The organism is Roseisolibacter sp. H3M3-2, assembly GCF_029211165.1.
In the GTDB taxonomy this organism is placed as follows: domain Bacteria; phylum Gemmatimonadota; class Gemmatimonadetes; order Gemmatimonadales; family Gemmatimonadaceae; genus Roseisolibacter.
The window spans coordinates 17,616-31,035 of record NZ_JARGEK010000015.1 but is presented as its reverse complement, the minus strand read 5'-3'; the positions used below and the strand labels follow the sequence as shown (position 1 = coordinate 31,035).

Genomic DNA, 13,420 nt, shown 5'->3' with positions numbered 1-13,420 from the left:
GCGCGCGCCTCGGCGTGGCTGGTCGCGCGCCAGCGCGCCGACGGCGGGTGGCCCGCCACCACGCAGGTCGACGCGCCCAGCTGGGCGGGAGCGACCGCCCTGCTCGCGCTGGCGCGTCTCGGCGGGGCGCCCGACGCCGTCGCGCGAGGCGGTGAGTGGCTACTGGCGCGCGAGGCGAATCGGTTCGACCTATCGACGCGGCTGCTGTTCCGCTTCCAGAAGTGGCGCGGTGCCGCGGTGCCGACGGAGCTCGACGCGACGCTGAGCGGCTGGCCGTGGGTCGACGGCACCTTCGGCTGGGTCGAGCCGACGGCGATCGCGCTGCTCGCGCTGAGAGCCGCTGGAGTGCGCGGCGCGCGCGCCGAGGAGCGTGCGGGGCAGGGGACCCGCATGCTCCTCGACCGCGCGGTCCCCGGCGGCGGCTGGAACTACGGGAACACGAAGGTGCTCGGACAGGACGTCGCGCCGTACCCCGACACCACCGCGTGGGCGCTGCTCGCGCTGAGGGGGGAGCCCACGGCCGCGGCGGCGTCGCGCGAGGGCGTCGCCCGCCTGGACACCATGCTCGCGCACACCCGTTCGACGCTGGCCCGCGCGCTCGGCGCACTGGCGCTGCGCGCCCACAGCACCGACGACGCCCCCGTGCGCGCGGCGCTGGCGGCGCGCGTCCTCGAGTCGCCCCCCGCCGAGGTGCGCGCGCGGGCGCTCGCGCTGCTGGCGCTCGCCGGCCCCCCCGTCCCGTTCGGAGCCTGACCGTGTCGTTCACCCGCCGCCAGTTCGTGGGCGCCGTCGCCGGGGGCGTCGTCGCCGGCGCGGTGCTCGCCCCGCTCGCCAGCCGCGCAGGGCGGCGCGAGCGCGAGCAGCGCTGGGGGCGGGAGGCGTACGTGCGTCCGGAGCGCTCGCGCGTCGCGGTCGTGCGGGCCGACGACTACGGCGACCGGCTCGACGCCGCGCTGCGCGAGGGGCTGGCGCTCTTCCCGCTCGACGTGCGCGGGCGGCGCATCGTCCTCAAGCCGAACCTCGTCGAGTTCGACCCGGCGGGGGTGATCAACACGCACCCGGCGCTCGTCGCCGCGGCGGCGCGGGTGTTCCGGTCGATGGGCGCGCGCGAGGTGGTGGTCGCCGAGGGGCCCGGGCATCGGCGCGACAACGAGTACCTGCTCGACGCGTCGGGCCTGGGTGCGGCGCTGGACGACGCGGGGGTGCGCTACGTGGACCTGAACGTCGACGCGGTGCGCCGGGTGGCGCCGCGGTCGCGCTTCACCGGCCTCCCCGAGCTGTGGCTCCCCGAGACCGTCGCCGGCGCCGATCTGCTGGTGTCGATGCCGAAGCTCAAGACGCACCACTGGGCGGGCGCCACGCTCTCGATGAAGAACCTCTTCGGCATCATGCCCGGCAGCTACTACGGCTGGCCGAAGAACTTGCTGCACGTGAAGGGGATCCCCAACAGCATCGTCGACATCAACGCGTCGCTCCCGGTGCGTCGGTTCAACATCGTCGACGGGATCGTGGGGATGGAGGGGAACGGTCCGATCCAGGGGACCGCGCGCCGCAGCGGGCTGCTCGCGTTCGGCGAGGATCCGGTCGCGGTCGACGCGACCTGCGCGCGGCTGATGACGCTGGAGCCGTCGCGCATCGGCTACCTCGCCGACGCTGGCGCCTTCCTTGGAAACGTCGAGGCGGAGCGGATCGAGCAGGTGGGGGAGACGCTGGAGCGGTTCCGCCAGGACTTCGCGGTGCTCGACCAGTTCCGCGACCTCAAGCCGCGGCGCCACGACCTCGCCCGATGAGCCACGCGCCTTCCCCGCCGCCGACGACGCTGGTCGTCCCGTGCTACAACGAGGCCTCGCGCCTCGACCTGCCGGCGTTCGCGCAGGCGCTGGCCGAGCAATCGGCGCTGGCGTTGCTGTTCGTCGACGACGGGAGCGCCGATGCCACCCGAGCACTGCTCGACGCGTTCGCCGACGCGCACCCCGGGCGCGTCGGAGTGTACGCGATGTCGCGGAACGGCGGCAAGGCGGCCGCGGTGCGCGCCGGCCTGCTGCGTGCGCTGAGCGCGGCCGCCGATGGGGAATGCTCCATCGTCGGCTACTGGGACGCCGACCTGGCCACGCCGCTGCCGGTGGCCGCCGAGATGGCCGCCTTGCTGCACGACCGCCCGGCCTGTGTCGCGGTGCTCGGCTCTCGCGTGCGGCTGCTCGGGCGGTGCATCGACCGCCGACCTGTCCGCCACTATCTGGGGCGCGTGTTCGCCACGGTGGCGTCGGCCGCGCTCCGGATGCCGGTCTACGACACGCAGTGCGGCGCGAAGCTGTTCCGCGCGGGGCCGGCGCTCGCGCGGGCGCTCGAGGCGCCCTTCACCTCGCGCTGGGCGTTCGACGTCGAGCTGCTGGCGCGGCTGCGCGAGGCGACCGGCTGGTGCGACGCCGACGAGTCGTTCGTGGAACTGCCGCTGCTCGCGTGGCACGACGTGGCCGGCTCGAAGATGCGCGCCGGCGCGGCGCTGCGGGCGGGGCTCGACCTGCTGCGGATCGCCGCGACGGTGCGCGGCCCGGACAGGCGGTCGGTCAGTCCGCTCGCCGGCCGACCGCCAGTACCGACAGCCCGGCCCTGAAGGCGCCGTCGGTGCCGGCCCTCGCGAGGGCGCGGCGCTCGGAGAGGAAGACGCGCTCGAGCAGGCGGTTGACCGGCGCGGGCGGCACTCCCTTGTCGGCCCCGCCGTGCAGGCCGAGCGCCTTGCCGGCCAGCCTGGCCGCTGCGGCGATCGGGAAGAGTCGCGCGTTGTAGTACGTCAGCACCTCGGGCGCGAGGCCCGCCTCGCGGAACAGGGAGCCGAACGCCTCGCGGGAATAGCGGCGCCGATGCTGGTGCACCTCGTCGTGCCGCGACCAGAGCCACTGGAAGGCCGGTACGGTCGCGACGACCACGCCGCCGGGGCGGAGCGCGCCGTGCGCCAGACGCAGCGCGCCGACGTCGTCGTCGAGATGTTCGAGGACGTCGAAGAAGCCGACCCCCGCGAAGTGCGCCTGCGGGAGCCCGGCGATCGCGCCGATGTCCCCCTCGACCAGGTGAGCGAGCCCGCGCGCCCGGCCACGCGCGACCGATTCGGGCGACGGATCGAGCCCCCACGGCTCGACCGCGTCGCCGAGGCGCTCGAGGAGCGACCCGGTGCCGCAGCCGACGTCGAGGAACGGCGCGCCCGCCGGGACGGCGCGCCGAACCGCATCGGCGATCAGCTCGCGCCGCGCACGGAACCACCAGTGCTCGTGCTCGCGACGGAAGATAAACTCGTAGGCGGCGTCGTCCACGCAGGTGCGTCGGGTGGGGTTGCGTCGGGGCCGTGCGGGCGTCAGCTACGGTACGGCCCGAGGCGGTGCTGATAGACGATCGGGCGCCGCGAACGCTACCGGCGCCGACGTCACGCCGCCCCGCCCCAACGTAGCTCGCCCCTCACCGGGGGCGCGACCGATGACCGACGTCCGTCCCGAGCCCTCGCCGACCCCCGCCCCGCGCCCGTCGCGCTCCGCCCGCCTTGCCGTGGCGGCGCTGGCGGCCGTGTGGGGGGTGCTCTGCCTGCTGCAGATGTCGCGTGCTACGAACGGGCGTCCGAGCGATTTCGACCCCGTTTGGCACGGCGCGCGGGTGCTGCTCGAAGGACGTAACCCGTACGCCGCCGTCTGCCACGGGTGCGAGGTCGAGTGGATCTCGCCGCTCTACTACCCCGCGACGGCGTTACTGGCGGCGGCTCCACTGGCCGCGCTGCCACTTGAGCTGGCGCGCATGCTATGGGTCGGCGGGGCGTCGGCCCTGCTGGCGTGGGGGCTCACCCGAGACGGGTGGCACCGCCTCCCCCTGTTCCTCAGCGCCGCGTATTACAATGCCGCCGGCGGCGGGCAGTGGACGGTGCTGATGACTGCCGCCGTGCTGCTGCCGATCCTCGGCCCCGTCGTCTCGATGAAGCCGACCATCGGCGCCGCGGTCTTCGCCGCCCAGCGCGCCCAGCGCGCGCAACTTTGGGCGCTCGGGGGAGGGGCCGCGCTGCTCGCTGCCAGCCTTGCGTTGCGCCCCACATGGCCCTTCGAGTGGCGCGTCGCGCTGAGCGACGCCCCGCACTACTCGTCGCCCGTCACCCACCTGGTCGTCGGCGGGCCGCTGATCCTGCTGGCGATGCTTCGCTGGCGGCGCCCGGAAGCCCGGCTGCTGGTCGGGCTCGCATGCGTGCCGCAGTCGACCATCGTGTACGAGGGCGTCTACTTCCTGCTCGTCCCGCGGACGCTGCGCGGCGTGACGGCGATGGCGATCGCCTCGTACGGCGCGCTCTGGCTGCAGGATCGGATCTCGCACGCGGCGCCCGACACCGTCACGCTGCAGTGGTGGGTCGGGCACGTGCTCGTGCTCTTCTTCTACCTCCCGTCGCTCGTCATGGTGCTCCGTCGTCCGAACGAGGGCGAGGTGCCACGCTGGCTCGACGCGCTGGTCACCGGTGTTGGCGTGCGGCTTTCGCGTACGGGCCGGAAGCGGCGGCGTCCGAGCGGATTCGCCTGATGCAGCACTCTCCAGCTAACGAGACACGCCCGGCGAGTGCACCGCCGCTCGCGCGCGCGCGCCTGCTCGTCGCCCTCGCCGTGGGAGGTTGCGCCGCCGCGCTTATGCTTGGATTTGTGTCCATCACCGCCAGGCACACCGACTTCGACGTTGTGTGGCTCGGAGCGCGCGTGCTGCTGCTTGAGGGCCGCAACCCGTGGCAGCTGATCGGTCCGGGCCGGGAGGTCGACTGGCTCTGGCCACTGATCTACCCTGGGACCGCACTCGTCGCGGTCGCGCCGTTCGCCGTGCTGCCGCTGGAGTGGGCGAGGTCCCTCTTCGTGGGCGCGTCCGCCACCGCTCTCGCGTGGGCAGTGACGCGTGACGGGTGGTGGCGACTGACGCTGTTCGTGAGCGTCCCGGTCCTGCACGCCATGGTAAGCGCCCAGTGGTCGCTCCTCGTCGCGGCCGCGTTCCTCCTGCCGGCGCTCGGCGGCGTGGCGGCGATCAAGCCGACCGTCGGGCTGGCGACGGTGGCCTCCGCGCCTCACGAGCGATGGCAATGGGTAGCGCTCGCGTCGGGCGTCGCCCTACTGGCCGTCAGTCTTGCGGTTGCACCCACGTGGGTGCTCGACTGGCGGCGCGAGGTGGCCGGTGCACAGCACCTGTCCCCGCCCGTTGCGCACTGGCGCGTGGGTGGGCCGCTCGTCTTGCTGGCGCTGCTACGCTGGCGGCGGCCAGAGGCGCGCTGGCTAGTCGCGCTGGCGTGCGTCCCGCAGTCGACGGTGCCGTACGAGGCCGTGTACTTCATGCTCTTCCCGTGTACGCGGGTCGGCCTGCTGGCGCTCACCGTCCTCTCGTATGGCGCCGGCGCGCTCCATTACTGGATCGTCGGCGTCGCCACCAGTACCGTCGACCTGCAGTATCGGGCGGGTGACGCCCTTGTGGCACTGTTCTACCTGCCCGCGCTGTGGATGGTCCTCCGCCGTGAGAACCGGGGTGAGACTCCGCGCTGGCTGGACGCGGTGGCTGCCGTCGTCTGGCGGGCGTTCGGTAGGCGAGTGAACGCAGCCGCGTCTGGAGGCCCAGGTGGCTGACCCTTCGGCGGCACCGCCCCGTTGGGCCCGCGCGATCGCTTCGCTCGCCATCGGTGTGCTCGCTGTGGCCGCGATGGCGGGATTCCTCCGAACAACCGGTCGTCGATCCGATCTTGACCTGCTCTGGCAGGCCTCGCGCTTCCTGCTCGCCGGCGAAGATCCCTGGTCAATGATCGGCCCCGGGCGGACGTGGGAATGGGCATCCCCACTGTATTACCCGGGTACCACCCTGGTCGCGTTCGCCCCGCTGACGGGGGCGACTCTCGAAACCGCGCGAGCCTTGTGGGTAGGTGGCTGCGCCGCTCTCCTCGCATGGGCGGTGAGCCGACAAGGTTGGTGGAGGTTGCTCGTATGCGGCAGCGCGCCATTCCTCCACGCGAGCGTCGGCGGTCAGTGGTCGGTGATCGTGGCCGCCGCGTTCCTCCTGTGGCCGCTGGGGGTGGTCGCCGTGCTGAAGCCGACTGTGGGTCTGGCGACGGTAATGGCGGCGCCAGGCGATCGTTGGCCCGCCGCCGCAGCCGTCGCGGGCATTCTACTGGGAGGCATCAGTCTCGCTCTCGCGCCGGACTGGCCATCGGCTTGGCTCGCCGCGACGTCCACCGCGCCACACATGTCGGCGCCCGTGGCCCACTGGCGCGTGGGTGGCCCACTCGCTCTGCTTGCATTGCTCCGCTGGCGTCGGCCGGAGGCGCGTTGGCTGGTCGCGCTCGCGTGCGTGCCGCAGTCGACGCTCCCATACGAGGGACTGTACATGCTGCTGATGGCGGCGAGCCGCGCCGAACTGCTCGCTCTGACCATTCTGTCCTATATCGGTAGCTTTGCGCACTACGCGATCGCTGGCCAACACCTCAGCACTGTCCAGCTGCACCAGCTTTCGGGTGACGTGCTGGTGCTGCTCTCGTACCTGCCCGCGCTCGTCCTGATCCTGCGCCGGCCGAACGTCGGGTCCCTACCGTGTTGGCTTGCTCGCCTCTCCACGGCGGTCTCCCGCGCCCTCCGACGCCAGACTGCGTGACCGACCGTCTTGATTCGAGCACGGGTCCCACCTCGATGGTGCTCTCCGATCACGCGCCGAGCAGGCCGGCCCGAGTCGCCGTCGCCGCCGCCATCGCGAGCTTGGCAGTGGCATTCCTCTGCGGATTCACTGTGCAACGCCGGCTGCCGGGGATCGCTTCGCACTCGGATTTCGCGGTCCAGTGGTTCTGCACGAAGGTGCTCTGGACCGGCGGGAACCCGTACGCCGCGGCCGGCCCCGGTCGTTCTTTCGACTGGCCCGCGCCGCTGGTCTACCCGGCCACGGCGCTAGTCGCGATCGCACCGCTGGCGGGGCTCCCGCTCCACGTCGCGGAGGCAGCGTTTCTCGCCTTCGGGACGGCGGCGCTGGCATACCTGCTCACGGCGCGCGGATGGTGGCGGCTATGCGTCTTCTTGAGCGCGCCTTTCTCGGTCGCCATCACCACTGTCCAGTGGTCGCCGTTGCTCGCCGCCGCGGCCGTCGCACCGCCACTCGCGTGGCTCGTCGCCGCGAAGCCGAGTGTCGGACTGGCGATCGCGGCCTACTGTCCCCACCGACGGTGGCTCCGCTGGGCCATCGGAGGCGGCGCGGCGCTGGCGGTGGCGGCGTTCGCGCTCGAGCCTTCGTGGGTCGGCAGCTGGCTGGGCGCGCTTGCGCAGCGACCGGCCGCCGACACCGGAGTGAGCTCCGGCACCGCCGGCTTCTACTCGGCGCCCGTCGCGCTCCCGGGCGGGGCGGTCGTTCTGCTTGCGGTCCTTCGGTGGCGCCGCCCGGAGGCGCGACTCCTGGCGGCGATGGCGTCGGTCCCGCACATCATGACCGGCTACGAGCTGGTGCCGCTCATTGCGCTGGTGCCCGCGACGTTCGCCGAAGCGCTGCTGTTGGCGGTAGGCTCCTGGGTCGCGCGCTACGGATTCGCCTTCGGCCAGCCCTATGCGGATCTGAACGCGTCCTACCGGGCGGCGGGCGTGTGGGGGCTGTGGTGCGTGCTGGTGCCGATGACGCTGATGGTGCTCTCGCGTCCCAACGAGGGCGAGGTTCCAGCGAGCATGGACCGCGCCGCTTCGTTCGTCAGGCGAGCGATTCGGCGATGCTGGTATCGCCTCTAGAACGGCAAACGTGGTCTTGATTCGACTCACTGACGGGCGCGGTGAATACCTCGGTGCCGGCCACAGTACGATCACCCACGGGTTCCTAAACGTCGCACGGTCTCAACGAGATGTCGGGGTTTGAGATGCGAGATCAAGTCCGGCATTCTTGCGTGGGAGGCGCGACGGTTCACCGCAGGCTTCGGCGTGCTTGATCGGGAAGAATTACGTGCAAGCTCGGGTACTGGAGACACCATGTTGAGACTTGCGCCAGTAGTCCGCAGATCAGGTTGTGGATTGGTGTCGCAGTGGAGCAGGATCAGAAGGCGCCCCGGCGTCGTGGCGCTTGCGGCCCTCGCGTTCCCGATCGTTGGCATCGCGCTAGGCGGCGTTCGCTCGGGCAGCGAGCTTCTCGTGAGCTCCGTGCAGCCAGGGTGCATGTACGCTTGTCGTAGGAGTATGCCGTGCGTGACACGAGGATGAGCCGAATCCTTGGCTGGTTGTGCGATGATCGGAACGTTCCACCGCGGCGCCTCATGACTGCGGGCGGAACTTGCGTGCTCGTCGCGTTGGTGATCTGTGTGCTCTACGCGCCCTTGTTCCATCGAACAGGGTTCGACTCACACGAACATGCCTGGACTTATCTCCGTGTGATCGAGTACGAGCAGGAGTTCGCCGCCGGCCATCTACCTGCCAACTTCACATCGGCTTTTGGCGGCGCAACGCACGCGTTTCCCTTCTTTTATCCCCCTGTCGCGTACTGGCTGACCACGGGCATCGCCAGTATCATGGGCGATGTCGTGCTTGCTGTGCACGCGTCGTTCCTACTTTCGGTTCTGGCGTCAGCTCTCGGCATGTCGCTGCTGGCACGACGTCTTACGGGCGACTGGGTGCTCAGCGCGGCGGCAGGCCTCGCCTACGCGACACTGCCATATCGGTTTGTCGTTGTCCTGACTCGCGGCGCGCTGGCTGAATCTTGGAGTTTGGTCTGGTTTCCGTTCCTTCTACTGGCTCTCCTTGGGGTAGCGGAGCGCAAGCGTCGAGCCTGGGTCAGCGCTGCCGTTTTGGGTGCTGTGATCATTCTAACCCACTCGATCACCGCGCTCTATTTCGCCATCGGCGCGACGGTACTCGCAGTCGCGTTTGGAGTGTTCGACCGTCGCGAGCCATTTGTCGAAGTCGTCGCCTCCGCCGCCGCATCGGTCGCGCTGGCTGCTTGGTTCGTCGTGCCACAGATGGTTTACATGCGAGAGCTCTGGGTCTCGGATCCTGGCGTAATGTGGACGACGCCAGAATACGTGTCGGCACAGGCAGTACCCGCCACCACTTTCTTCCTCGGGTCGCCCCCGCAGGTGGGAATGAGGCTGTGGGTGGGCCTCCCCGGACTCATGCTCTTCCCATTGTCAGTGCTGTCGCTGCGACGTGTCGGGCAGTCACATCGCGCATACCGCATTGGATTGCTGTGCCTGCGGACGTGGCTTTGTTTCGCGGTGTTGCAGCTCGGTCCGGCACTCTGGGTCGGCTGGGTGCCCGCTCCTTTTCGGTATGTTCAGTTCCCTTGGAGACTTCTTGGTGTAAGCGGCCTTCTATCCGTTCTCGGATGTGTGCTCTTCTTGCATTCATTCACCAGAGGAAGATCTCGAGTTCGGTGGATCGTGCTCGCCGCCGTGTCTGGAATGGCGTTACTCCCATATCCCGACATGCGCGAGGCGCAAGTGATGTCGGAGTGGACTGATCGATTTCTTCGGGAGGCATTAGGTACGCGCCTGGCATGGCCCGGAATGACAGCGCAAGGCGAGTACATTCCACGCGCTGTCCCGCGTGGTTGGATGCAGTCTCCGCCTCATCTCTCGCCGCCGGTCGCGGACTCGGGCGCGCGCCTGCTTACGTGGTTCGGCAACCGGGACGTTCTGCATGTTCGCGCGGAGGGTCCAGGGCGAATCACCTTCCCGCTCTTCGCGTACCCGTTTTATCAAGCGGTTGTGGACGGCGTGGAGAACGAGTTCGGGGTGCGCGCGAATCGCGGATTCCTCGCGAGTACGATTCCGTCGGGGGTGCATCGACTGTCCATTGTCCGACGAGTACCTCCATGGCAAGCGGTCGGATGGGGTATCAGCGCTGCGGCAGTTGCGATTCTTGGCGTCGCGTGCATGCTTCGACCATGCGAGAGTGCGCGCTCGGCCGACAATCGGTGGCCGTAACAGCCTCGCATTCACGCGGCAATGTCTCTCTAACGTCTCGCGCCCGCGGCCCCGAGCAGAGGGTGCGTATTGTCGGATCTCGAGATCTGAACTTTCTAGTATCAGCAGCGGCTCGCGAGTTCGTGCGCGACGAGTTGTTTAGCGCTTCCGAAGTGTCGGCGAAACGGTCGTCGACGAATGCGATTCGTTCAGATTCGAAGAAGACCAGGTGACGAAGGACGTTCGAGGCGCCCTTGCGCTCAATCGAATGATTCAGGCGCCGTGTCGGAGTACAGATATGCTGTCGGCGTGGCGGTATGCTGAGTACTTGGCTCTGTGGAGAGTTTGCCCGTTGCCATGCGTCGCTTGGGGCCGTGAGCCACGTGAGGGAGTTTTCGGCCTTGAGGCGATTCTGATGAGGCCTGAGTTCCGCTGTTTAGCGTGCGGAGAGGATTAGCTTGCGGGAATGAGCCCCCGCGCCAAGCACCTCGTCGTCGTCGGCGACCGCGTCCTCGTGAAGCCCGAGGAGGGGGAGGAGCGCTCGAAGGTCGGCCTCTACCTCCCGCAGACCGCGCTCGACACCCAGGCCGTCCAGGGCGGCCGCATCGTCGCCACCGGCCCCGGCACCCCGATGCCCGACCTCGGCGCCGAGAACTACGACGAGCCCTGGCGGCTCGAGGGCCGGCGCGGCGGCGGCCCGCGCTACGTCCCCATGCAGGCCCGCGACGGCGACTACGCCCTCTTTTTCCGCAAGGCCGCCGTCGAGATCACCTTCGAGGGCGAGCGCTATCTCGTCGTCCCGCAGGCCGCCATCCTCGCCCTCGTGCGCGAGGAGCCCGAGGACGATCACCCGTTCGCCTGACGCGCCCGACCGGCCGGACCCCGACGGCGCGTCCGCGCGTTCGCGGGGTATCAGGGCCAGACCACTTTTCATCCCGGAGACCCACCCGATGTATCCCGAACCGCTCGTCGCCCCCATGCGTCACGAGCTCACCCGCCTCGGCGTGGAGGAGCTCCGCACCCCCGAGCAGGTGGACGCCCGCCTGCCGCAGCCCGGCACCACGCTCGTCGTCGTCAACTCGGTGTGCGGCTGCGCCGCGCGTAACGCGCGCCCCGCCGTCGCCTCCGCGCTCGCGCACGCCGTGCGGCCCGACGCCGCGACCACCGTCTTCGCCGGCCAGGACGCCGCCGCCACGCAGCGCGCGCGCGCGTACTTCACCGGCTACGCGCCGTCGTCGCCGTCGATCGCGCTGCTCAAGGACGGCGAGCTCGTCTTCATGCTCGAGCGCTGGCAGATCGAGGGGCGCTCGTCCGACGACATCGCGCGCGACCTCACGGCCGCCTTCGACCGCCACTGCGCGTCCGCGTCGCCGGTCGCGTGACGTCGTAGTCCGCCCGACCGCCTCGTCGGTCTCGCGCGCCCGTCCGGCCCAACCGGACGGGCGCGCGTGCGTTCGCGGGGCGTCGGCACAGCCTCTGCGCAAAGGGCCGCGCTGTCACCGAACACGGCGCACCCACACGAGGACGAAGTCATGGAGCGGAATCCGAACGACTCGCTGGCCGGCACCCCGTCGGTCGGCACCGGCCGCAACGCCGGCGGGACGGGCGCGAGCGCCCTCGGCACGGGCACGGACTCGATCAGCGTCACCGGCACCGGCCTCGGGCAGAACGCGAGCACCGGCGGCATGGGCGGCACGACCGGCGGCGACGTCGGCGATCTCGACCTCGGCCGCGTCGACGCCGGCGGCGGCGCCGCGTCGATGGGCGACCGCCTCGGCAGCGCGCGCGACACCGCCACCGAGAAGCTCGGCCAGGCTCGCGACGTGGCCGGCGAGCGCCTCGGCCAGGCCAAGGAGAAGGCCACGCAGCTCAAGGCGACGCTCGCCGACAAGCTCGAGGCGGGGGCCAACTCGCTGCGTCCGTCGCAGGGCGGGATGGGCGGTGAGATGCAGTTCGCCGGCGCCAACGGCAGCACCGCGACCGCCGAGACCAACCCGCAGCTGCAGCAGCTCCGGTCGACCGGTGCCGACGTCATGCAGAAGACCGCCGAGTTCCTCCGGACGGGCGACCTGCGTGGCACCGTCGAGGAGCAGATGCGCACCAACCCCGGGCGCACGCTGCTGATCGCGGTGGGGCTCGGCTACGTGCTCGGCAAGGCGATCCGCGGCGGCGACCGCCGCTGACCGACACCCTGCCGGGAGCCCCCATGCCTACGGACGGACGCCTGCCAGCCGGCCCGGACTCGCGCGGCTTCGGCTCGCTCCTCAAGGAGCTCGCCGAGGGGAGCGGGGAGTTGATCCGGCAGGAGGTCCGGCTGGCCCGCACCGAGGCCCGCGAGATGATGCGCGGCCTCGGCGCGGGGACGGCGGAGGTCGCGGTCGGCGCGGTGCTCGCGCTGCTCGGGGCCCTCGCCCTCATCGCCGGGCTGATCCTGCTCGCCGGCGACCAGTGGCTGCGCGACCGCTACTGGCTCGCCGCCCTGCTCGTAACCGTGATCGCCGGCGCCGTGGCGTTCCTCTTCATGCGCCGCGGCCTCGCCCTGCTCTCGCCCAAGGCGCTGCTTCCGGACCAGACCGTCGCGACCCTCAAGGAGGACAAGGAATGGCTGAGACAACTGCGGACGTGAGGCGCGACATCGAGCTCACGCGCGAGCGGATGACGTCGACCCTCGCCGAGCTCGAGCGGAAGCTGCACCTCACCCAGATGGTGCGCGACAACCCGTGGCCGGCGGTCGGTCTGGCCTTCGGCGCCGGGCTGCTGCTGAGCGGCTCGCGCGCCGACGTCAAGGCGGCGGCGGCAACGGCGACCGCCACCCGTGGCGCCACCAGCAAGCTCGGGCCGGCGCTCGACGACATCGTCGCCAACCTCATGGCCGGGGTCGGGGCGGCGCTGCAGGGGCACGTCGACACCCTGCTCGACCAGGTGAAGACCGCCATCGGCGCGCCGGCGGGCAACCCGGCGGGGCAGGGGCAGGCGCCGCAGCACTTCGCCTCCCCGCCCGCCGGCCAGCCGGCCGACCGGGCCGCCGACGCGCTCGGGCAGCGCGACCAGAGCCTGGACGGACCGCTGCACGGTGCCGGGACGGGCGGCGCGATGGGCGGGCTGACCCCCTCGTCGGCCGGCAGCCAGTCGATGAGTCGCGCCGACTGAGACGACTGGGAAGTGTCAGGATCGAGCGCGGGGGGTGACCGATCGGTCGCCCCCCGCGTCTCGTTTTCACCCTGGGTGTTGCAGCTCGGCGACGACCATTGTGGCATCGCCGCGGCGTCCTGAGCGGTTCGCGAGGCGGAGCCTCTGGGGCGATTCTCCTTGCTGTCGGGCCCGACAGACCGACCCGGGCGGTTTGCGAGATCGCCATCTAAGACCCTGCCATACAACGCCTTCTGTGTGTGGCGGGGCCGGCCATGTGACGTTTCGCTTGGGTTTTCGTCATCCAGTGCCGATACCCGGGGGCAGCACGGGTCCACTGCTGGGTCCGGCGCTTGCTCACCTCGGGCGGCGCCAGGCTGTGGAAGG

The 13,420-nt window shown here is 70.8% G+C and carries 14 protein-coding genes; 13 read left to right on the top strand and 1 reads right to left on the bottom strand.

Features of this window, described 5'->3' with window-relative positions; genetic code table 11:
• From PYV61_RS03020 to PYV61_RS03010, 3 genes are all read left to right on the top strand, one after another.
• On the top strand, positions 1-753 hold a 753-nt coding region (locus PYV61_RS03020), incomplete at its 5' end, for a hypothetical protein (RefSeq protein WP_275828183.1).
• Between the two features lie 2 nt (positions 754-755).
• A complete protein-coding gene (locus tag PYV61_RS03015; RefSeq protein WP_275828180.1) occupies positions 756-1,790 on the top strand; it encodes a DUF362 domain-containing protein in 1,035 nt (344 codons plus the stop codon).
• Entirely contained in the window at positions 1,787-2,614 is an 828-nt protein-coding gene (locus tag PYV61_RS03010; protein WP_275828178.1) for a glycosyltransferase, read from the top strand. Before PYV61_RS03015 ends, PYV61_RS03010 begins: the two co-directional genes overlap by 4 nt.
• Here the strand turns inward: PYV61_RS03010 and PYV61_RS03005 are convergent.
• Positions 2,568-3,308, bottom strand: coding sequence for a class I SAM-dependent methyltransferase (locus tag PYV61_RS03005; RefSeq protein ID WP_275828176.1), 741 nt, complete (start codon positions 3,306-3,308; stop codon positions 2,568-2,570). The genes PYV61_RS03010 and PYV61_RS03005 overlap by 47 nt on opposite strands.
• A gap of 160 nt (positions 3,309-3,468) precedes the next feature.
• Here PYV61_RS03005 and PYV61_RS03000 point away from each other — a divergent pair, with 160 nt between their 5' ends.
• The 10 genes from PYV61_RS03000 to PYV61_RS02955 all read left to right on the top strand — a co-directional run bounded on the left by PYV61_RS03000 (position 3,469) and on the right by PYV61_RS02955 (position 13,054).
• Complete coding sequence (locus PYV61_RS03000; protein WP_275828174.1) at positions 3,469-4,545, top strand: hypothetical protein; 1,077 nt, start codon at positions 3,469-3,471, stop codon at positions 4,543-4,545.
• A 116-nt stretch (positions 4,546-4,661) separates the two neighbouring features.
• On the top strand, positions 4,662-5,621 hold the full coding sequence (locus PYV61_RS02995; protein WP_275828172.1) for a hypothetical protein: 960 nt from the start codon (positions 4,662-4,664) through the stop codon (positions 5,619-5,621).
• A complete protein-coding gene (locus PYV61_RS02990) occupies positions 5,614-6,636 on the top strand; it encodes a hypothetical protein (protein ID WP_275828170.1) in 1,023 nt (340 codons plus the stop codon). Before PYV61_RS02995 ends, PYV61_RS02990 begins: the two co-directional genes overlap by 8 nt.
• The gene (locus tag PYV61_RS02985) at positions 6,633-7,745 is read left to right on the top strand and encodes a hypothetical protein (protein ID WP_275828168.1); all 1,113 of its coding nucleotides are present in this window, start codon (positions 6,633-6,635) and stop codon (positions 7,743-7,745) included. Before PYV61_RS02990 ends, PYV61_RS02985 begins: the two co-directional genes overlap by 4 nt.
• Before the next feature lie 536 nt (positions 7,746-8,281).
• Positions 8,282-9,925, top strand: coding sequence for a 6-pyruvoyl-tetrahydropterin synthase-related protein (locus tag PYV61_RS02980; protein ID WP_275828166.1), 1,644 nt, complete (start codon positions 8,282-8,284; stop codon positions 9,923-9,925).
• Positions 9,926-10,370: 445 nt separating this feature from the next.
• Entirely contained in the window at positions 10,371-10,766 is a 396-nt protein-coding gene (locus PYV61_RS02975; protein WP_275828164.1) for a co-chaperone GroES family protein, read from the top strand.
• An 88-nt stretch (positions 10,767-10,854) separates the two neighbouring features.
• Positions 10,855-11,286: a BrxA/BrxB family bacilliredoxin gene (locus PYV61_RS02970; protein WP_275828162.1), complete on the top strand. Its 432-nt coding sequence runs from the start codon at positions 10,855-10,857 to the stop codon at positions 11,284-11,286.
• Between the two features lie 150 nt (positions 11,287-11,436).
• Positions 11,437-12,087, top strand: a complete 651-nt coding sequence (locus tag PYV61_RS02965; protein ID WP_275828160.1) for a hypothetical protein — start codon at positions 11,437-11,439, stop codon at positions 12,085-12,087.
• 23 nt (positions 12,088-12,110) lie between these two features.
• Positions 12,111-12,530 carry a phage holin family protein gene (locus PYV61_RS02960; protein WP_275828158.1) on the top strand — a complete coding sequence of 140 codons (420 nt, stop codon included), beginning with the start codon at positions 12,111-12,113 and terminating at the stop codon, positions 12,528-12,530.
• Positions 12,527-13,054, top strand: coding sequence for a DUF3618 domain-containing protein (locus PYV61_RS02955; RefSeq protein WP_275828156.1), 528 nt, complete (start codon positions 12,527-12,529; stop codon positions 13,052-13,054). Before PYV61_RS02960 ends, PYV61_RS02955 begins: the two co-directional genes overlap by 4 nt.
• Positions 13,055-13,420: the final 366 nt, after the last annotated feature.

What these genes read in the sequence shown, in the direction of transcription:
- PYV61_RS02965 (WP_275828160.1), top strand. Translation starts at nt 11,437, where the DNA reads ATGGAGCGGAATCCGAACGACTCGCTGGCCGGCACCCCGTCGGTCGGC.
- PYV61_RS03010 (WP_275828178.1), top strand. Translation starts at nt 1,787, where the DNA reads ATGAGCCACGCGCCTTCCCCGCCGCCGACGACGCTGGTCGTCCCGTGC.
- PYV61_RS02960 (WP_275828158.1), top strand. Translation starts at nt 12,111, where the DNA reads ATGCCTACGGACGGACGCCTGCCAGCCGGCCCGGACTCGCGCGGCTTC.
- PYV61_RS02975 (WP_275828164.1), top strand. Translation starts at nt 10,371, where the DNA reads ATGAGCCCCCGCGCCAAGCACCTCGTCGTCGTCGGCGACCGCGTCCTC.
- PYV61_RS02970 (WP_275828162.1), top strand. Translation starts at nt 10,855, where the DNA reads ATGTATCCCGAACCGCTCGTCGCCCCCATGCGTCACGAGCTCACCCGC.
- PYV61_RS03000 (WP_275828174.1), top strand. Translation starts at nt 3,469, where the DNA reads ATGACCGACGTCCGTCCCGAGCCCTCGCCGACCCCCGCCCCGCGCCCG.